Genomic DNA, 16,945 nt, shown 5'->3' on the forward strand with positions numbered 1-16,945 from the left:
GCTCATGCATAACGACATGCAAAAGCAGTTGCAGGGTTATGGGTTGACGACAGCGCAGATCTTCTATCGCCTGCCGGATCATCCGCAATTCCTGCAGACCTACATCTGGCAGGATTATGATCTCGCCCCCAACTTCCCGGAAATGCGCGGCTTCCTGAAATTCTGGCAGGAAACGCTGGAGGGACCGCTACATTCCGTGCGCTATGTCCACCGCAAACTGATTTCAGCGACCGAATGGCGCGCCGTGAAGGGCGAATTCATCCTGCATTAAGGCAGCCGGATCGCATGGGGCGGCGTCACGACCGCAGCGTCACCATCAGACATGCGCCTCGCCATGGATGAAATCCCCGTCATCCGAACCGCGATGGAGCGTGCCGTAGAGGACGAAGGCGTAGAAGACCGCGACAAGGATGAGGACGGCCCAGCCGGGAATTGGTCCGAGTGCCGCATTGTCGATGATATAGCTCCATGAATGCGGCTGCTCCTGCGTCACGCCCTGGGTCTGAAGCCTTGGCGTCGAAATCTTCAGGATCCATGCCAGGAGCAGGATCGCATACATCCAGCAATAATTGCGCTGCAACCGCCGCTGCGCTGCCTCGACATAACTAAGCAGCAGTCGGGGCGAACGCAGGCTCGCGGCAACCGACAAGGCCCAATCGGGATTGAACTCCGTTTGCGGCGCCAGGATCTGCGCGAAGTAATGCCGCTCCAATTGCCGCACCCGCGAGCGATAGACATCGAAGAAGCGATATCGCCGCGCCTCGATCAGCAACAGCAGCGTGATCAGCATCATTCCGAACAGCAATACGCCATGATGCGACGTCGGTGTCGAAAGCGAGACGGACAGCAGGGCGGCAACCACGGTGATGGCCCAATTCGATGTCCGGTCGATGCGATCGCGCCAGCTCGTCATCCTCCCCAATTCTCCCCGATAATAGTGGGTCAAGGTGTTGGTAACTTCAGCCGGCGTCGACGGCAAGGAGGTACGGCTGCGCTCCCCGGTGCCGCTCGCCGAGTTCGGTGTGGTGCGTTCATTATCCATGATTTTCCTCCCTTATTCTTTTGTTCGGGTAGCGTGCCTGAAGTGGCCTTCGCCGAGGGTCATATTCTGCGCCTGCTCAGCAAGCATTGCAAAAGCCGATCAAGCGCCTTAATGCCTCCGTGACGAATGGAAGGGCTGTCACTCATGGCAAAGAAGAAGATCGACGAAGACGCGCTTGCGGAAGCCTATAACCAGGCATTGGCGCTGGAAAAGGCGGGCGATATCGACGCTGCGGTTCAGGCCTATGAGAAGGTGCTGGCGCTCGACCCGGAAGATCACGGCGGCGCAGCCGTTCGAATCGCCTCCATGGGCCGCGGCGAGACGCCCATCAAAGCGCCTGACGCCTATGTCGAAACGCTCTTCGATCAGCATGCCGAAGTTTTCGAGGATGTGCTGGTGGAGCAGCTCGGCTACCATGTTCCGGTTCTCGTTCGCCAGCGCCTGCAGGCTCTCGGCCTCGGCCCCTTCAAGCGCATGCTCGATCTCGGCTGCGGCACGGGCCTCACGGGCGGCACGCTGCGCGATATCGTCGAGGATATCACCGGTATCGACATTTCCGAGAACATGGTCGAGGTCGCCCACGAAAAGGACATCTACGAAACGCTGTTTGTCGCCGAGGTCGAGGATTTCCTTGACGACAATGACGAGGAGCCATTCGACCTGATCACGGCCACCGATGTGCTGCCCTATCTCGGTGCACTGGAGCCGCTGTTCTTCGGCGCCGCCGAAAACATGAGACCTGGCGGCCTCTTCATTTTCTCTTCCGAGACCCTGCCCGAGGCCACAATGGCCGGCCGCCCCTATATGGTCGGCCCGCATCAGCGTTTCGCGCATTCCGAAGCCTATGTGCGCGAACGGCTGACAGCCACCGGCTTCGAGCTGGTCGAGATCACCGACATCAATGTTCGCATGGAAGATGGCCAGCCCACACCGGGCCATCTCGTCATTGCGCGTTTGATCGCCGACTGAGACGACGGATATAAGCGGGAAACTACTTACCCAAATGGATAAGTATTTTCTTGCGCAGCATGGCGGGAACTGATACTTAGTCAATCAGGAAAGTATCAGCTTGAACCGTGGTCTTGGAAGGACGCCGCATGTCCCTTATTCTCTACCAGCATCCCCTCGCCTCGTTCTGCCACAAGGCTCTGATGGCGTTTTATGAGAACGGCACACCCTTCGAAAGCCGGATCATCGATCTCGGCGATGCGGAATCGCGCGCCTCGCTGGTGCGCCTCTGGCCGCTTGCAAAATTTCCAGTGCTGCGCGACGAAGATCTCGACAGCACCGTTCCCGAAAGCAGCATCATCATCGAATATCTCGATCGCCATTATCCGGGCGCAACGCCGCTGCTGCCGGCAAATCCGTCGGATGCTCTGTGTGTGCGGCTTTGGGATCGCTTCTTCGATCTCTATGTGCAAGAACCGATGCAAGCGATCGTTGCGGACGTGCGCCGGCCAGAACAGGATCAGCGCCCGCAAAGCGTCGCCGCAGCCGAGACCTTGCTGCGCACCGCTTATGGCATGATTGAAAAGCAACTTGACGGAAAGATCTGGATCACCGGCGACAGCCTGACCATGGCGGATTGCGCGGCCGCGCCAGCTTTGTTCTACGCTGAAACCCTGGTCCCATTCGCCAAAGAGCATGATCGGCTGAAGGCCTATTATCGGCGCCTGCTTGAGCGCCCATCCTTCGCCCGCGTCCTCCAGGAAGCAATGCCTTATTTCCATATGTACCCTTATAGTCACAAGCTGCGGGCGCAGTTCCGGCCGGAAAAGCCGAATGCTTGAAGAACCGCAGGCACTCGACCGCATGTTCCAGGCTCTTTCAGATCAGAGCCGGCGCGGCATGATCGACAGGCTCGGGCGTGGACCGGCCTCCGTCACGGAACTGGCACAGCCGCTAGACATGGCCTTGCCGACGGTGATGAAACATCTGCAGGTGCTCGAGACGAGCGGGCTCGTACTGTCGGAAAAGGCCGGCCGGGTGCGCACTTACCATCTGCGCAAGGAAGCTCTGGCAGCCGTCGAGCGCTGGATCGCCGAGCGCAAGGCGTCCTGGAACAGGACCTTCGACCGGCTCGATCTTTTTCTGGCTGATACATCGACGGAGACGACGAACGAATGAGCAGAAGATCGACAGACCATACGACGATCACCATAGAGCGTCATTTCAAGGCACCCCTGGCGAAAGTCTTCGATGCCTGGGCAATGCCCGAACAGAAGCAGCAATGGTTCGCCTGTCACGGAGATTGGAAACCGTTGGAATTCCAGCTCGATTTCCGCACCGGCGGCAGCGAAAGCAACCGTATCGCCTCGACGAATGGCGTCATTCATGCCTATCAGGCGCGCTATATCGATGTCGTTCAGAACGAGCGCTTCATCTACGCCTTTGACATGATGCTCGACCAGAAGCGCATCTCGGTATCGCTCGCAACGGTCAGCTTCACTTCGGAACCGGGCGGCACGAAAATGACCTTCGTCGAACAGGTCGTGTTCCTCGACGGCTACAGCGACAACGGCTCACGCCTTATGGGCACGGAAATCGGCTTCGATAACCTCAAGCTCTATGTCGAGGGAGACGATAGCAGGCCGAATTAGAGCAATTTGAGGAAAAGTGCGTAACGCTTTTTCCGTCCGGAATTGCGTAAACAAAAGACAGAGCGTTTTCGCGATTCGAAGAAAAGCGAAAAAGCTCTAACCCCGCGCGTCACCGAGGATTGCCGCCAGCAGCTGCCCTTCGAGTTCTGCAAGCGCCGGATTGCCATGACGGCGTGGATGCGGATAGGGAATGGCAAGATCGAGCACGATCCGGCCCTCGTCCAGCACCACGACACGATCGGCCAGATGCACGGCTTCGCTGACGTCGTGGGTCACGAGTACGGCGGTAAAGCCGAGCTCGCGCCAGACGCGGTTCAGCAGTTCCTGCATGCTGATGCGGGTCAACGCATCCAGCGCACCAAGCGGCTCATCGAGGGCGAGGATACCGGGCTTGCTGACGAGCGCTCGGGCCAGCGCCACGCGCTGCTTCTGCCCGCCGGAAAGGCTGGACGGCCATTCGCCGGCCTTCTCGGCCAGTTGCACCTCGGAAAGAACGGACGCAGTCTCCTTACGCGAGATATCCTGCGATACGCCCTCGCCCAGGCCCACCGCAACATTATCGGCGACGGAAAGCCAGGGCAGCAGCCGCGGCTCCTGAAAGACAATGCGTGTGTTGGGCTGTGTGTCACCGCCATCGACCGCTTCGAGGCGCAGACGGCCGGCACTCGGCTCTTCCAGTCCCATCAGGATGCGCAATAGCGTGCTCTTGCCGCAGCCGCTCTTGCCGATGACGGCGACGAACTGGCCGGCAGGAATATCGAGATCGATACCGCGAAGGACACGATTGTTGCCGAAGCTCTTTTCCAGGCCCTTGATATGGATGGCGGCGCCGCCCGTAATCTGCGAGGTGACATTCTTGGCTTCCGCCCGTGGGCGATCGAGTGTGTTGACGCTCATGGGAAGCTCCTCAATTCTGATAGGCCGGATTCCAACGCAAGGCTCTGCGCTCGAGTGCCCGCGCGACGACATCGGCGAGCTTGCCGAGGATGGCATAGATGACCAGCGTCAGCACCACGACATCGGTCATGCCGAACTCGCGGGCATTGTTGGCCATGTAGCCGATGCCTGACGATGCCGCGATGGATTCGGCAACGATGAGCGTCAGCCACATGATGCCGAGGGCAAACCGCAAGCCGACGAGGATGGACGGAAGCGCGCCGGGAAAGATGACCTTCCGGAACAGCGTCCAGTTGCTCATGCCATAGACCCGTCCCATCTCGATCAGCCCACGGTCTACATTGCGCACGCCGTGATAGGTGTTGAGATAGATTGGGAAAAGCACGCCGAGCGCCGTCAGGAACAGCTTGGATTCCTCACCGATTCCGAACCAGAGAATAACGAGCGGCACCATGGCAAGATGCGGAATGGTGCGCAGCATCTGCAGTGTCGTATCCGTCAATTGCTCCGAAAGCCGCGAGACGCCGTTGGCGATACCGAGCAGGAAGCCGATCGAGCCGCCGACCAGCAGGCCGGCGAAGGCCCGGCCTGCGCTGACGACGATATTGTTCGGCAGCTGCCCGGAAATCGTGGTCTGCCAGAAGGCGACCACGACTGCCGTCGGCGACGGCATGATACGGGTGGAGATCCATCCAAGCGAGGAGCCCAGCTGCCATGCCGCGATGACGACAACCGGCAGCAGAAACGGCAGAAATCTCTGGAACGAGATGCCTTGCCGCGCGCTCCCGGCCGGGCGCGTGCGCCGTTCCGAGGCCACGCGGACGAAGGACGTGTCGAGTGCCGACATGGAGATCTCCCTTTTGAACTGGCGTTACGAGCCGGAAACGACCTTGAGATTGCCGCCATGGCTGCCGCCGGCGAAAATCTGCTTGGCGCCGAATTCGTTGCGGAACCCGGCACGCTGCTCGTCGCGCTTCAATCCCAGCTCGGGGAAGAGAAGTTCGGCTACACGATAGGCTTCTTCCAGATGCGGATAGCCCGAGCCGATCACGGTTTCGATGCCGAGCTCCTGATATTCCCGCAGCCTTGCGGCAACCGTCTTCGGCGAACCGACGAGCGCCGTCCCGGCCCCGGCGCGCACCAGGCCAACGCCTGCCCAGAGGTTCGGCGATACTTCCAGCTTGTCCCGGCGGCCGCCATGCAGCGCCGCCATGCGTTTCTGGCCGACGGAATCGGATTGATTGACGAATTGCTCCTGCGCTTCGCGGATCGTCTCGTCGTCGAGCTTGGAAATCAGTTTCTCGGCCGCGGCCCATGCCTCTTCGTCCGTCTCGCGAACGATGAAGTGAAGGCGGATGCCGAAGCTGACCTCGCGTCCGCGCTTGGCAGCAGCCGCCCGTACCTTTGCAATTTTCTCGGCCACCTGTGCCGGCGGCTCGCCCCAGGTCAGATACTTGTCGACACGACCGACCGAGAATTCGATGCCGGCGTCGGAGGAGCCGCCGAAATAGAGCGGCGGGCGCGGCGCCTGCACCGGCGGCAAGCCGAGCCGCGCATTCGTCGCCTTGATATATTTGCCCTCGAAGGTGGACGATCCCGTCTCCAGCAGCTCCTCCCAGACATGGAAGAATTCATCGGCATGGGCGTAGCGTTCGTCATGCTCGAGATGAATGCCGTCACCGGCCAGTTCAGCCGGGCTGCCGCCAACGACGATGTTCAGCAGCACTCGGCCGTTCGAGACACGATCGAGCGTCGAGGCAAGGCGCGCATAATAAGCGGGCGAGGCCGTGCCGGGGCGGATCGCGACCAGGAACTTCAGCTTCTGTGTATGCGCCGAAAGAGCGGCGGCGGTGACGAAAGACTCTTCGCAGGAGACCCCCGTCGGCAAAAGCACGCCCGTATAACCGAGCCGGTCGACCGCCTGCGCGATCTGCTGGAGATAGCCGATCTCCGGGCCGCGGTTGAGGTCGGTCGTACCCAGATAGGCACCGTCGCCGGAAGTCGGGATGAACCAGAGGAAATCGATGGGTTTTGCGGTCGCGGTCATGAAGCTTTCCTGCTTTCTGGGTGCGCGTGGTCGGGAGCCACCTCCCGATGTTCGATCCGGATAGTGGCATAGACTATTGATTATATCGACAATATAGATTTTCGAGTTGCCGGGCTTTCACGAAATATTTTTGCTGATAAGGCCCACGCTTGGAGTGTTTCAGGCACGGCGCCACCTTCCGGCTCTTGTCAGTCTCAGCTCGCCTTCGGCCGCCAGACGATATCCGTTATATTGAGCTTCTTCGGGATGACCCCGAGATTGTAGAATTCATCGGCAAGCCCCTGCTGATAGGTGATCGCCGCATCCGTAATGGTCGAAACACCACCGAGATTGGCGCCCGGGCGCGTCAGCGTCACCCGCGTCACCTCGGCTGGGACGCCGGTGATTTCCGAGAGAGCCTTAACGGTGCCGTCCAGATTCGATTGCGCCGCCGCCCCTACCTTGGCCAGTTCATCGATGACATCGACGATGACCTGCGGGTTGCCCTTGGTGAAATCGCCATTCGCCAGGAAATAGCTGAAGGAATCGACGATGCCGCGCGCCGTCGTCAGGATACGCGTATCCGGATCGGCCTCGGCAATGGCGAGATAGGGATCCCAGATCGACCAGGCGTCGATCGCCCCCGTCTTGAACGCAGCAGAGGCATCCGGCGGCGCGAGATCCAGCGGCTGGATATCGCTGACCGTAAGTCCGCCCTTGCGCAACGCCTTAACGGTGACGTTGTGGGCGCTGGAGCCACGCTTGAAGGCGACTTTCTTTCCCTTGAGATCAGCAAGCGTCTGGATCGGCGAATCCTTGCGCACGAGAATGGCGGAGCTTTCGGGACTGCCGGTATAGAGGCCGACATAAAGCAGATTGCCGTTGGCAGCCTGTGCGAACAGCGGCGGCACGTCACCCGTCGCACCGAAATCGAGAGCACCGGCGCCGAGAGCTTCAAGCAAAGGGGGCCCGGATGTGAATTCCGACCATTCGACGGAAATGCCGCGATCAGAAAGCCGCTTTTCCAGCGCCCCTTGACGCTTTGCCAACGCCAAGACGCCGTTCTTCTGCCAGCCGATCCGAAGCGTCGTCGCCGCAGCCGCGCGCGATGATCGAACGGAAGGCAAAGCGAAAGCAGCTGCCGTCGCACCGAGAAGGCCGAGTGTCTGTCTGCGCGAAATCATCGAAGATCCCTTTTCATGAGGCCCCGGCGCTTCCGCTGCCATCGGCTCGTTGTCGATGGCTTAAAGATCGCAAATCCATAGATTATATCGACAAAGGAAATTATGAAGATTCGCAGCTATGACGAAATTCCATTCCAACAGATGCGAAAATTAGAAACGAGATTTCAAATCATATGCCATGGTGACAAGTTGCCCGACAAATCGGTCTTTCGTCTCCCTGGCCTTTCGGCTAAGCCTTCGAGACAAATTCGGTCAGGGAGTTATGAAATGGCAAAGGTCTCGTTCATCGGCATGGGCGTCATGGGCTATCCCATGGCTGGGCATTTGAAGGTCAAGGGCGGCCATGACGTCACCGTCTATAACCGCACCGCCGCCAAGGCAGAGGCATGGGCCAAGCAATATGACGGTAAATTCGCCCCTACTCCGGCTGAAGCCGCTACAGGTGCCGATTTCGTCTTCACCTGCGTCGGCAATGACGACGACCTGCGCTCGGTGACGACGGGTGAAAACGGAGTCCTTTCAACCATGAAGGCCGGTTCGGTCCTCATCGACAACACCACTGCAAGCGCCGAAGTCGCCCGCGAACTTTATGCAACCGCCAAGGAAAAAGGTGTCGACTTCATCGATGCACCGGTTTCCGGCGGACAGGCAGGCGCGGAAAACGGCGTGCTGACCGTCATGTGCGGGGGCGACGAGGCCGTATTCGAAAAGGCTCGCCCCGTGATCGATGCCTATGCCCGCATGGTCGGCCTCATGGGGCCTGTCGGCGCGGGGCAGCTGACCAAGATGATCAACCAGATCTGCATCGCAGGCATCGTCCAGGGCTTGGCCGAAGGCATTCACTTCGGGAAGCAGGCTGGGCTCGATATCGAGAAGGTGGTTGACGTCATTTCCAAGGGTGCCGCCGGCTCCTGGCAGATGGAAAACCGCCACAAGACCATGAATGCAGGCAAATATGATTTCGGTTTCGCAGTCGACTGGATGCGCAAGGATCTTGGCATCGTGCTTGAGGAAGCCCGCCGCAATAAAGCCAAGCTGCCGCTCACGGCCCTCGTCGACCAGTTTTACGGTGACGTCCAGGCGATGGGAGGCAATCGCTGGGATACCTCTTCGCTGCTCGCACGCCTCGATAAGAAGTAAAGAGCCGCCACGAAATCGGCAGGGTGCTGAGCGCCTCTTCAAAGCGGCGCCCAGTCCTTTTCAGTCCTCGTTGGACTTGGCATTTTCGAGCAGCATATAATCGAGCGGCAGTTCCGTCGAATACTTGATCTGCTCCATGGCAAAAGCCGAGGAAACGTCGCGGATTTCGATCTTGGCGATCATGCGCTTGTAGAAGGCGTCATAGGCGGCGATATCGGGGACGACGACACGCAGCAGATAATCGACATCACCGCTCATACGATAGAATTCGACCACTTCCGGAAAATCGGCGATTACTTCGGAAAAGCGCTTCAGCCATTCGATCGAGTGGCTGTTGGTGCGGATGGAAACGAAAACCGTGACCTTCGTGTTGACCTTTTCCGGATCGAGCAAGGCCACGCGGCGGCGAATGACGCCATCCTCTTCCATCTTCTGGATACGGCGCCAGCAGGGCGTCGTCGAAAGACCGACCTTCTTGGCGAGATCGGCTACAGCCAGAGTGGAATCTTCCTGCAGCAGGCGCAGAATCTTGCGGTCAAGGCGGTCCATTTAAGCATCCCTTCGAATTATATTCTCTCTATAGCTCATTATAAGCGAGAGAAAAGAAACTTTTTCTCAAGACAGCAAGGTTTTCACACGTTGTTGCAAAACCGGCAGCAGTTCGGCCTCGAACCATGGGTTACGTTTCAGCCAGCCGCTGTTGCGCCAACTCGGATGCGGCAGCGGCAGGATGGACGGCGACCGATTGCTTAGAAGATAACGCCGCCACTGCGCGACCGTCTCGGTCATCGAGCCCATGCGCTCCGCCCCAAGATGCCATGCCTGCGCATATTGACCGATCGTCAGGATCAACTCGATCTGCGGCATCGCATCCATAGCCCGCTGCCGCCATAATGGCGCGCATTCCTTGCGCGGCGGCAGATCGCTTCCGGCCGCATCATAGCCTGGAAAACAGAAGCCCATGCCCATTATGGCGAAATGATCCGGATTGTAGAAACTCTCGCGATCCACCGCGAGCCACTGCCGCAAACGGTCACCCGAAGCATCGTTGAACGGCAGGCCGCTCTCGTGAACGCGCAATCCCGGCGCCTGCCCGGCGATGAGTATCCGCGCCGTGGACGACAGCGTCGCAACCGGACGCGGTGCATGCGGCAAACGATCCGCCTCGCCCTTGGCCGGCGCATCCCGGCAAAGACGGCAGGCCGCGATCGCGGAACGCAGGATCTGCAATTCGCTCTCCTGCTTCATGGGGTACTCCACCCGACAAGCTGGCGCAAATAGCCGAACAACCCGGCAATCGGATCATTGTCATTGCCGTCAGCCATACGCTCCTCGCGCCGATAGTCGCTCGGCCTCTCGAAATCACTGGCCCAAAGCCCGGCTTTTGCCTGCCGTGCGCTCCGTTCCTCGCTCGCATAGCCGCCATAGGACACCGCCATGCCATTGCGAACCATCGCGGCGTTGATATCGATATTCCCGGCAGCGCATGTCACCAGCAGGCGACCATAGCGATCCCTTTCCCGTCCCCGGCATTCGGGCGCTCCGCTCTTAATCATTGTGGCAAGCGCCTTGCGCGCTTCTTCGCCGCAGGCCCAATCCGTGCCATTGCGTTGGCAGCGCTGCCGACATTCGGGAGCATCGATACCTTTCAGCCTCAGGCGCTCACCATTGGCGGAAAGCGTATCACCGTCGATGGCATAAAAGCTGCCGTTTTGAACGATTTCCGGTCGATTGTTCATCTTCAACGCGAATAATGCAAGGATGGCAAGCAGCACGAAAGTGGCCACGCCGTCACGAAACAGGCGGCCCGACCGCATCACGTTGTTGCCTCCTTTAAGAATAAATCCTTGGCGAAGATGGCAAACAAATCATTTCGGCGCAGCATCTTCTTAAGATTTGAACGCTAGTGTGTAGCCTCAGGCAGGCCAAGTTTCAATGTAACCATGAGCACCGGCGTCAGCACATCGACAGATAAAAACATTGTCGACCGATCGCGCAGTCACCGTAACCGGGCTGTATCGAAGGCCGTGCGGCAAACGCGCGAGCGCCTGCAGAATGGCCACAGCCGCAATTTCGACCGCGAAATGATGCTCATGCATATCGATACGCTGCTGCAAGGCGCCGCGGTCATTCCGATTTTCGCCGTCATCGTTGCCGTGCTCGGCGCCTACCTAACGCGGGACGTGCAGATCTTCTTCTGGACTATTCCGATCCTGACGGCACACGCGATCAACATGCTGCTCGGCCGCAGGGCACGGAAGCAGGAAATCTCGGCGCAAAGCGCTAGGAAATGGCGGCAGGTCTTCTTGCTCGGGCAGTTGCTGATGGGCCTCTGTTGGGCAATTTTTGCCATGCAGGGCTGTTCGATCTGCGGTGGCGACAGTTTCGTGCTCTATAAGGGCGCGATCCTGCTCGTGGCGATCGGTGTCACGGCCATGTCCAGTTTCATGCTGCCGCGTGCCGTACCCTTCTCCTTTGCGCCCGTCACCGTCGCGCTGGTCGTGACCGCCATCCTCACACGAAAGCCATCGGACATCGCCCTGGCCGCCGCGATCTCGGTCGCCGTCGCGTTCTTCACCTTCATCACCATCCGCATGTATCAATCCAACCTCAAGATCCTCTCCTTCCAGTCGGAAAAGGACGATCTGATCGTGGAGCTGGAGGTCGCAAAGTCGATGTCTGACGAGGCGCGCCGGCGTGCCGAGGAAGCCAATCTCGCCAAATCGCGCTTTCTTGCGTCGATGTCGCACGAGCTTAGAACGCCGCTGAATGCGATCCTTGGCTTTTCCGAGGTCATGTCGGCGGAGGTCATGGGGCCGCTCAATAATCCGACCTATCGCGAATATACCACCGATATCCATCGATCCGGCCAGCACCTGCTCAACCTGATCAACGAAATCCTCGATCTCTCGCGTATCGAGGCCGGCAAATACGAGCTGAACGAGGAAGCAATTTCCCTGCTCGATATTGCCGAGGATTGCATCGGCATGGTGCAGCTGCGCGCCCGCGCCAAGAACATTTCGATCTCATCGCAATTCGAAGCGCAGCTGCCTTCCGTTTGGGCCGATGAGAAATCGATGCGCCAGGTAATCCTCAATCTCCTGTCGAATGCCGTCAAATTTACCCCGCAAGGCGGCGAGATCAGCGTCAAGGTCGGCTGGACGGCCGGCGGCGGGGAATATGTCTCGATCAAGGACAATGGTCCGGGCATTCCGGAAGAGGAAATCCCGATTGTCCTGTCGGCCTTCGGCCAAGGTTCCATCGCCATCAAGAGCGCGGAACAGGGCACGGGCCTTGGCCTGCCCATCGTACAGGCCATTCTCGCAAAGCATGACGGTCAGTTCATGCTGAAATCCAAGCTGCGGGAAGGCACGGAAGTCATCGCCATCTTGCCGCCGAAGCGGGTGCTGCAAAGCTTGCCGGCGATCGGGGATGCCCCGCTCGCCGAGCGGCGCAAGAAGAGCTTCGCTTGAACAAAGCGCGGACGCTGATCGGTAGAGCGCGTCAGCTTTTCACAGAGGCTCTGAATCGCTCTATCTCTTTCAAGCAATTCCGGACGGAAAAACCGCTACGCACTTCTCCTGGAATTGCTTTAGCGAAACAGCAGATGGCTGCCAATGACATAGAGGACGTAAATACCGGAAGCGACCAGCATGCACAGAACGGCAAAAGAGCCGAGATCCTTGGCATGTTTGCCGACGTTGGAAATCTCCGGTGAAATCCGGTCGATGACCTCTTCCACCGCCGTATTCATGGCTTCGACCGCGAAGACGGCGAGGAACAGCACCATGGCAATGACGATCTCGCCAATGGTCGCGCCGACTACAATCAAAAGGATCAGCGCCACCCCGGCAAAAAGCAGCTCCTGGCGAAAGGCCGATTCCTGCAGCAACCGCTGAAATCCGCCCCAGGAATAGCCGGCGGCGGCGAAAAAGTGCCGAATCCCGGTCTCCTTGTTGACCGCTGATTTTGAAAACTCAGCCATTCGCGCTCCGCCCGTATTGTCCCGGTTGCAATCTGGATGCTTTGCGAATACCGCCTCGCCGGGGACGAAGCAAGGCGACACCTTCTCGCCGCCTTCAAAATTCATTGCAGTTTTATGACGAAAAACCGATTGTCTACAGGACAATTGAGCGGCGAAACGCTTATTTCAACGTCTCGCCGCCCCGCTTTTTATTGCTTGTTCGTAACGCCGGCGCTTTCGAACGTCGCCATGCCGGAATGGCAGGCCGCCGCGGCCTTGACGATGCCGGCGGCTAACGCGGCGCCCGTACCTTCGCCAAGCCGCATGCCGAGCGCCAGAAGCGGCGTCTTTCCTAGCTTTTCGATGGAGCGCAGATGGCCCGGCTCGGCCGAGACATGCCCGATCAGGCAATGATCGAGAGCAGAAGGATTGGCCGCCTTGAGAATGGAGGCGGCGGCCGTCGCGACGTAGCCGTCGATGATAACAGGGATGCGCTCCATGCGGGCGGCGAGGATGGCGCCGGCCATGGCGGCGATCTCGCGCCCGCCAAGGCGGCGCAGGATTTCCAGCGGATCGTTGAGATGATCGCGATGGAGCGCGACCGCCTTTTCGACGGCGGCGGTCTTGCGCTTCAGCATCTCACCTTCCGAGCCGGTACCCGGACCGACCCAGTCTTCAGCCTTGCCGCCATAGAGCGCATAATGAATGGCCGCGGCGATCGTGGTATTGCCGATGCCCATTTCGCCGATGCAGAGCAGATCGGTACCGCCGGCAATCGCCTCCATGCCAAAGGCCATGGTGGCTGCGCAGTCGCGCTCGCTCAACGCCGGCTCTTCGGTGATATCGCCGGTCGGAAAATCGAGCGCGAGATCGAAGACCTTGAGGCCGAGGTCATAGGCAACGCAGATCTGGTTGATGGCTGCGCCGCCGGCCGCGAAATTTTCCACCATCTGCTGGGTCACCGAAGGCGGAAACGGTGTAATTCCCTGCTTGGTGACGCCATGATTGCCGGCGAAGATCGCCACCAGAGGCCGGGTCACGGCCGGCGCACGACCGGTCCAGGCGGCCAGCCAGAAGGCGATTTCCTCCAGCCTTCCAAGGGCACCCGGCGGTTTGGTGAGTTGCGCGTCACGTTCGCGCGCGGCCACGAGCGCCCGGGCATCCGGGCCTGGAAGGTCGCGCAACAATGCGCGGAAATCGTCGAATGGGAGGCCGCTGACGCTCATGAATGCGTTCCTTGTCTTTTGGTCTCAAATCGGGTTCTTTGCGTGCGACTCTATTAGTCCTGGGAATCGGCGTGAACAACTCCAAAAGCGCCCGATGCTGTCGCGCGCATGGCGGGGAGAAGAAGAAATGCGGGAATATATGCGTGACACCGCGCGCGCCGTCGCTTTCTTGAGCCGCGTTCCCGTGCCGTCGTCCTTCTTCGAAGGCTATGACGGCAAGCTCTCGCGCGTTTCGCGCGCTTTTCCAGTCGCCGGCCTGCTGATCGCCCTACCCTCGGCGCTGACATTCAGCGTGCTGCTCGCCCTCAACGCCGATCCGTTGATGGCCGCATTGCTGGCGCTTGCCGTGCAGACGATCCTGACCGGCGCCCTCCATGAAGACGGGCTCAGCGACACGGCAGACGGAGTGGGCGGCGGCAAGGACCGCGAACGCGCGCTTGAAATCATGAAGGATAGCCGCATCGGCACATATGGGGCGGCAGCATTGATATTGTCGTTCGGATTGCGGGCAGCCGCCCTTGCCGCCATCGCCCGCCATCTCCCGCCTGACGATGCCGCTGTCGCGATCCTTGCGGCAGCCACATTGAGCCGCGGCGCCATGGTCTGGCATTGGTACGCCCTCCCATCGGCGAAACCGGATGGGACCGCGGCATCGGCTGGCAAGCCGGATGGCGACGCCATGCAGCTGGCGCTGATCGCGACATTGGGCCTCGCGATACTGCTCGTCGGTCCCGCCATGGGCGTTCCGGCGTTGGTTGGCTGCCTTCTCACGACGAGCATCGCGACATTTCTTGCCACAAGATATGTCCGCCAAAAATTGACCGGCCATACGGGCGACACGATCGGCGCGACCCAGCAGATTTGCGAGATCGCGTCGCTCTGTACCCTTGCCATGTGCGTTTGAAGCATCGATATATGATCCCATGCTGTCACCCTGCATCCTTGTCTGCTCCGTCGACCAGAATACCGGCTATTGCTTCGGCTGCGGCCGCACATCGGCTGAAATCGGCGCGTGGATGAGCTATAGCGACGACGAGCGCCGTCAGATCATGGAAATGCTTCCGGAGCGGCTGACCAAGGTCGAGCGCAAGCCGCGCCGGGAGACTCGCCGCCAAAGGATGGCACGGGAGCGCAGCGCCGTATGAACCGCCTGAACATCGTTCTCGCCATTCTCGGTATCGGCCTCGCACTGCTCATCTTCAACAACAACACCGGCTCCACCTTTGGCATGCACAACGACGACTTCGCACGCGTCGTCTCTCTCCTGCCGATCGCCCTGATGATGAGCGCCGCCGTCTGGGCGAGCCGGCATACGGTCAGCCAATCGATCCGCAATCTTCTGATCTGGTTCGTCATCATCATGGCGCTCGCGACTGCCTACATCTATCGCCGCGATGCCGAACAGGTCGGCAACCGCGTCTTCGCCGGCCTGATGCCCGGCCACGCCGTCGTCGTCACCACAAGCGAAGGCGGCCAGGAAGTCATCCTTCACAAGCGCTCGAACGGGCATTTCGAAGCACAGGTCATGATCAATGGCCAGCCGATCGACATGCTGATCGATACCGGCGCCAGCACCATCGCATTGTCGCAGGAAGATGCCGAGCGCATCGGCATCATTCCGGAAAACCTGACCTATTCGCAGACGGTGCTGACCGCCAACGGCCGCGCCAGGGCGGCTCCCGTGGAACTCGGCTCCGTGGCAATCGGGCCGATCAAGCGCAGGGATGTCCAAGCGAGCGTGGCCGAAGCAGGCAGGCTCTATCAGAGCCTGCTCGGCATGAGCTTTCTCGAAACCTTGGGGTCGATGCAGATGCAGACCGACGAGCTTCGGCTGCGCGACTGAGGCGGGCGAACGAGCGGCTCGATAGTTCGGCGCGGACCGAAGCATTCCTCGTCCTTTTCGCTCTAAAAGACGGGCATATCCGAACCGCATTCAGAGTGAAACGCAATGACACCTGCAAGACCGAACCTTACGACGGAACTGCTGCTCCTCCTTGCACTCGCGACCTGCTGGGGCGCCTCCTACACCTTCATCCGCATCGGCGTGGCAACCATTCCACCGATCACGCTGATCGCCGCGCGTACCTTGATCGCCGGTCTTGTGCTGCTCGCCATCATTCGGTGGCGCAGGCTGAGCTTGCCGAGGGACGCCGCTACATGGAAGCGCTTTCTCATCCAGTCCTGTCTCAACAGCGCCATCCCCTTCACGCTGATCGCCTGGGCGGAACAGACTGTCGATGCGGGTTTGGCGACCATATTGAATTCCACGACGCCGATTTTCGCCTTCCTGATCGCCGGGTTTCTCTTACGCAGCGAGCCGCTGACGGGACGCAAGCTTTTCGGCGTATTTGCCGGCATGGCGGGAATCTGCCTGATCATCGGCCTGGATGCGCTGCATGGCATGGGTCGCCAGCTGCTGCCGCAGCTTTCCGTCGTCGCGGCATCGATCTGCTACGCCTGCGCCGCGTTGTTCGGCCGGAATTTCAAGGGGCTGGACCCGATGATGCCAGCAGCCGGCTCGTTGCTTTGCGGTGCCGCTCTCCTGATCCCAGCGAGTCTGATCGTCGAACATCCCTGGCAGATCGCGCCGTCTGCCCCTTCGATCCTGGCTCTGCTCGGCCTGTCGGTCGTCTCCACCGCGCTTGCCTTCAGCATCTATTTCCGGCTTATCCAGACCCTGGGCTCGGTCGGCACGACGGCCCAGGCCTATCTTCGCGTCCCGATCGGCGTCGGCATCGGCGTCGCCTTCCTCGGTGAGCCTCTATCCCCGACGGCAGCCATCGGCCTCGTCTGTGTCGTGACAGGCGTCATGGCCATGACCATCGCGCCGCGCAAACGGGCGATTGCGGGATAAACCGGTTCTGAC

At 59.9% G+C, this 16,945-nt stretch carries 21 protein-coding genes; 11 read left to right on the top strand and 10 right to left on the bottom strand.

All coding sequences use genetic code 11. The features are described 5' to 3' along the window. Positions 1–4 precede the first annotated feature (4 nt). The gene (locus tag C7U61_RS10820) at positions 5–271 is read left to right on the top strand and encodes an aspartate-semialdehyde dehydrogenase (protein WP_106998093.1); all 267 of its coding nucleotides are present in this window, start codon (positions 5–7) and stop codon (positions 269–271) included. Positions 272–316: 45 nt separating this feature from the next. Here C7U61_RS10820 and C7U61_RS10825 read toward each other — a convergent pair whose 3' ends face one another. After that, positions 317–1,042: a DUF2270 domain-containing protein gene (locus C7U61_RS10825; RefSeq protein ID WP_106998094.1), complete on the bottom strand. Its 726-nt coding sequence runs from the start codon at positions 1,040–1,042 to the stop codon at positions 317–319. A 144-nt stretch (positions 1,043–1,186) separates the two neighbouring features. Between C7U61_RS10825 and C7U61_RS10830 the strand changes: the two genes are divergently transcribed. From C7U61_RS10830 to C7U61_RS10845, 4 genes are all read left to right on the top strand, one after another. Then, positions 1,187–2,011 carry a class I SAM-dependent methyltransferase gene (locus C7U61_RS10830; RefSeq protein WP_106998095.1) on the top strand — a complete coding sequence of 275 codons (825 nt, stop codon included), beginning with the start codon at positions 1,187–1,189 and terminating at the stop codon, positions 2,009–2,011. 128 nt (positions 2,012–2,139) lie between these two features. Next, positions 2,140–2,832, top strand: a complete 693-nt coding sequence (locus C7U61_RS10835; protein WP_106998096.1) for a glutathione S-transferase family protein — start codon at positions 2,140–2,142, stop codon at positions 2,830–2,832. Next, on the top strand, positions 2,825–3,169 hold the full coding sequence (locus tag C7U61_RS10840) for a metalloregulator ArsR/SmtB family transcription factor (protein ID WP_106998097.1): 345 nt from the start codon (positions 2,825–2,827) through the stop codon (positions 3,167–3,169). Before C7U61_RS10835 ends, C7U61_RS10840 begins: the two co-directional genes overlap by 8 nt. Beyond that, the gene (locus tag C7U61_RS10845; RefSeq protein WP_106998098.1) at positions 3,166–3,642 is read left to right on the top strand and encodes an SRPBCC family protein; all 477 of its coding nucleotides are present in this window, start codon (positions 3,166–3,168) and stop codon (positions 3,640–3,642) included. The genes C7U61_RS10840 and C7U61_RS10845 overlap by 4 nt, the downstream gene beginning before the upstream one ends. A 96-nt stretch (positions 3,643–3,738) precedes the next feature. Here the strand turns inward: C7U61_RS10845 and C7U61_RS10850 are convergent, their stop codons facing one another. From C7U61_RS10850 to C7U61_RS10865, 4 genes are all read right to left on the bottom strand, one after another. Beyond that, positions 3,739–4,539: an ATP-binding cassette domain-containing protein gene (locus C7U61_RS10850; protein ID WP_106998099.1), complete on the bottom strand. Its 801-nt coding sequence runs from the start codon at positions 4,537–4,539 to the stop codon at positions 3,739–3,741. A gap of 10 nt (positions 4,540–4,549) precedes the next feature. Next, positions 4,550–5,386: an aliphatic sulfonate ABC transporter permease SsuC gene (gene ssuC, locus C7U61_RS10855; RefSeq protein WP_106998100.1), complete on the bottom strand. Its 837-nt coding sequence runs from the start codon at positions 5,384–5,386 to the stop codon at positions 4,550–4,552. Between the two features lie 24 nt (positions 5,387–5,410). After that, on the bottom strand, positions 5,411–6,586 hold the full coding sequence (gene ssuD / locus C7U61_RS10860; RefSeq protein ID WP_106998101.1) for an FMNH2-dependent alkanesulfonate monooxygenase: 1,176 nt from the start codon (positions 6,584–6,586) through the stop codon (positions 5,411–5,413). Between the two features lie 194 nt (positions 6,587–6,780). After that, complete coding sequence (locus C7U61_RS10865) at positions 6,781–7,749, bottom strand: aliphatic sulfonate ABC transporter substrate-binding protein (RefSeq protein WP_106998102.1); 969 nt, start codon at positions 7,747–7,749, stop codon at positions 6,781–6,783. A 267-nt stretch (positions 7,750–8,016) separates the two neighbouring features. Between C7U61_RS10865 and C7U61_RS10870 the strand changes: the two genes are divergently transcribed. Further along, positions 8,017–8,889, top strand: a complete 873-nt coding sequence (locus C7U61_RS10870; RefSeq protein WP_106998103.1) for an NAD(P)-dependent oxidoreductase — start codon at positions 8,017–8,019, stop codon at positions 8,887–8,889. A 60-nt stretch (positions 8,890–8,949) separates the two neighbouring features. Here the strand turns inward: C7U61_RS10870 and C7U61_RS10875 are convergent, their stop codons facing one another. From C7U61_RS10875 to C7U61_RS10885, 3 genes are all read right to left on the bottom strand, one after another. Further along, complete coding sequence (locus tag C7U61_RS10875; protein ID WP_069613098.1) at positions 8,950–9,438, bottom strand: Lrp/AsnC family transcriptional regulator; 489 nt, start codon at positions 9,436–9,438, stop codon at positions 8,950–8,952. A gap of 66 nt (positions 9,439–9,504) precedes the next feature. Then, on the bottom strand, positions 9,505–10,137 hold the full coding sequence (locus tag C7U61_RS10880) for a uracil-DNA glycosylase family protein (protein ID WP_106998104.1): 633 nt from the start codon (positions 10,135–10,137) through the stop codon (positions 9,505–9,507). Continuing rightward, positions 10,134–10,706, bottom strand: a complete 573-nt coding sequence (locus C7U61_RS10885; protein ID WP_245410814.1) for a thermonuclease family protein — start codon at positions 10,704–10,706, stop codon at positions 10,134–10,136. The genes C7U61_RS10880 and C7U61_RS10885 overlap by 4 nt, the downstream gene beginning before the upstream one ends. A 126-nt stretch (positions 10,707–10,832) precedes the next feature. Here C7U61_RS10885 and C7U61_RS10890 point away from each other — a divergent pair, with 126 nt between their 5' ends. Then, entirely contained in the window at positions 10,833–12,362 is a 1,530-nt protein-coding gene (locus C7U61_RS10890; RefSeq protein WP_106998106.1) for a HAMP domain-containing sensor histidine kinase, read from the top strand. A gap of 119 nt (positions 12,363–12,481) precedes the next feature. On the opposite strand, the gene C7U61_RS10895 is transcribed toward C7U61_RS10890, so the two are convergent. Both C7U61_RS10895 and cobT read right to left on the bottom strand, forming a co-directional pair. Then, on the bottom strand, positions 12,482–12,874 hold the full coding sequence (locus C7U61_RS10895; protein ID WP_106999054.1) for a diacylglycerol kinase: 393 nt from the start codon (positions 12,872–12,874) through the stop codon (positions 12,482–12,484). 188 nt (positions 12,875–13,062) lie between these two features. Next, the gene (gene cobT / locus C7U61_RS10900; protein WP_106998107.1) at positions 13,063–14,079 is read right to left on the bottom strand and encodes a nicotinate-nucleotide--dimethylbenzimidazole phosphoribosyltransferase; all 1,017 of its coding nucleotides are present in this window, start codon (positions 14,077–14,079) and stop codon (positions 13,063–13,065) included. A 127-nt stretch (positions 14,080–14,206) separates the two neighbouring features. Here cobT and C7U61_RS10905 point away from each other — a divergent pair, with 127 nt between their 5' ends. The 4 genes from C7U61_RS10905 (at position 14,207) to C7U61_RS10920 (ending at position 16,933) form a co-directional block, all read left to right on the top strand. Next, on the top strand, positions 14,207–14,983 hold the full coding sequence (locus tag C7U61_RS10905; RefSeq protein ID WP_106998108.1) for an adenosylcobinamide-GDP ribazoletransferase: 777 nt from the start codon (positions 14,207–14,209) through the stop codon (positions 14,981–14,983). A 19-nt stretch (positions 14,984–15,002) separates the two neighbouring features. Then, a complete protein-coding gene (locus C7U61_RS10910; RefSeq protein ID WP_106998109.1) occupies positions 15,003–15,224 on the top strand; it encodes a DUF1289 domain-containing protein in 222 nt (73 codons plus the stop codon). Continuing rightward, positions 15,221–15,922: a TIGR02281 family clan AA aspartic protease gene (locus C7U61_RS10915; protein ID WP_106998110.1), complete on the top strand. Its 702-nt coding sequence runs from the start codon at positions 15,221–15,223 to the stop codon at positions 15,920–15,922. Before C7U61_RS10910 ends, C7U61_RS10915 begins: the two co-directional genes overlap by 4 nt. Before the next feature lie 105 nt (positions 15,923–16,027). After that, a complete protein-coding gene (locus C7U61_RS10920; RefSeq protein WP_106998111.1) occupies positions 16,028–16,933 on the top strand; it encodes an EamA family transporter in 906 nt (301 codons plus the stop codon). The last annotated feature ends 12 nt before the right edge of the window (positions 16,934–16,945 follow it).

Source organism: Rhizobium sp. JAB6, from assembly GCF_003024605.1.
GTDB lineage: Bacteria > Pseudomonadota > Alphaproteobacteria > Rhizobiales > Rhizobiaceae > Rhizobium.

Coding starts and splice junctions, on each gene's coding strand:
- C7U61_RS10820 (WP_106998093.1), top strand. CDS start 5: ATGCATAACGACATGCAAAAGCAGTTGCAGGGTTATGGGTTGACGACA.
- C7U61_RS10825 (WP_106998094.1), bottom strand. CDS start 1,042: ATGGATAATGAACGCACCACACCGAACTCGGCGAGCGGCACCGGGGAG.
- C7U61_RS10830 (WP_106998095.1), top strand. CDS start 1,187: ATGGCAAAGAAGAAGATCGACGAAGACGCGCTTGCGGAAGCCTATAAC.
- C7U61_RS10835 (WP_106998096.1), top strand. CDS start 2,140: ATGTCCCTTATTCTCTACCAGCATCCCCTCGCCTCGTTCTGCCACAAG.
- C7U61_RS10840 (WP_106998097.1), top strand. CDS start 2,825: ATGCTTGAAGAACCGCAGGCACTCGACCGCATGTTCCAGGCTCTTTCA.
- C7U61_RS10845 (WP_106998098.1), top strand. CDS start 3,166: ATGAGCAGAAGATCGACAGACCATACGACGATCACCATAGAGCGTCAT.
- C7U61_RS10850 (WP_106998099.1), bottom strand. CDS start 4,539: ATGAGCGTCAACACACTCGATCGCCCACGGGCGGAAGCCAAGAATGTC.
- ssuC (WP_106998100.1), bottom strand. CDS start 5,386: ATGTCGGCACTCGACACGTCCTTCGTCCGCGTGGCCTCGGAACGGCGC.
- ssuD (WP_106998101.1), bottom strand. CDS start 6,586: ATGACCGCGACCGCAAAACCCATCGATTTCCTCTGGTTCATCCCGACT.
- C7U61_RS10865 (WP_106998102.1), bottom strand. CDS start 7,749: ATGATTTCGCGCAGACAGACACTCGGCCTTCTCGGTGCGACGGCAGCT.
- C7U61_RS10870 (WP_106998103.1), top strand. CDS start 8,017: ATGGCAAAGGTCTCGTTCATCGGCATGGGCGTCATGGGCTATCCCATG.
- C7U61_RS10875 (WP_069613098.1), bottom strand. CDS start 9,438: ATGGACCGCCTTGACCGCAAGATTCTGCGCCTGCTGCAGGAAGATTCC.
- C7U61_RS10880 (WP_106998104.1), bottom strand. CDS start 10,137: ATGAAGCAGGAGAGCGAATTGCAGATCCTGCGTTCCGCGATCGCGGCC.
- C7U61_RS10885 (WP_245410814.1), bottom strand. CDS start 10,706: ATGCGGTCGGGCCGCCTGTTTCGTGACGGCGTGGCCACTTTCGTGCTG.
- C7U61_RS10890 (WP_106998106.1), top strand. CDS start 10,833: ATGAGCACCGGCGTCAGCACATCGACAGATAAAAACATTGTCGACCGA.
- C7U61_RS10895 (WP_106999054.1), bottom strand. CDS start 12,874: ATGGCTGAGTTTTCAAAATCAGCGGTCAACAAGGAGACCGGGATTCGG.
- cobT (WP_106998107.1), bottom strand. CDS start 14,079: ATGAGCGTCAGCGGCCTCCCATTCGACGATTTCCGCGCATTGTTGCGC.
- C7U61_RS10905 (WP_106998108.1), top strand. CDS start 14,207: ATGCGGGAATATATGCGTGACACCGCGCGCGCCGTCGCTTTCTTGAGC.
- C7U61_RS10910 (WP_106998109.1), top strand. CDS start 15,003: ATGCTGTCACCCTGCATCCTTGTCTGCTCCGTCGACCAGAATACCGGC.
- C7U61_RS10915 (WP_106998110.1), top strand. CDS start 15,221: ATGAACCGCCTGAACATCGTTCTCGCCATTCTCGGTATCGGCCTCGCA.
- C7U61_RS10920 (WP_106998111.1), top strand. CDS start 16,028: ATGACACCTGCAAGACCGAACCTTACGACGGAACTGCTGCTCCTCCTT.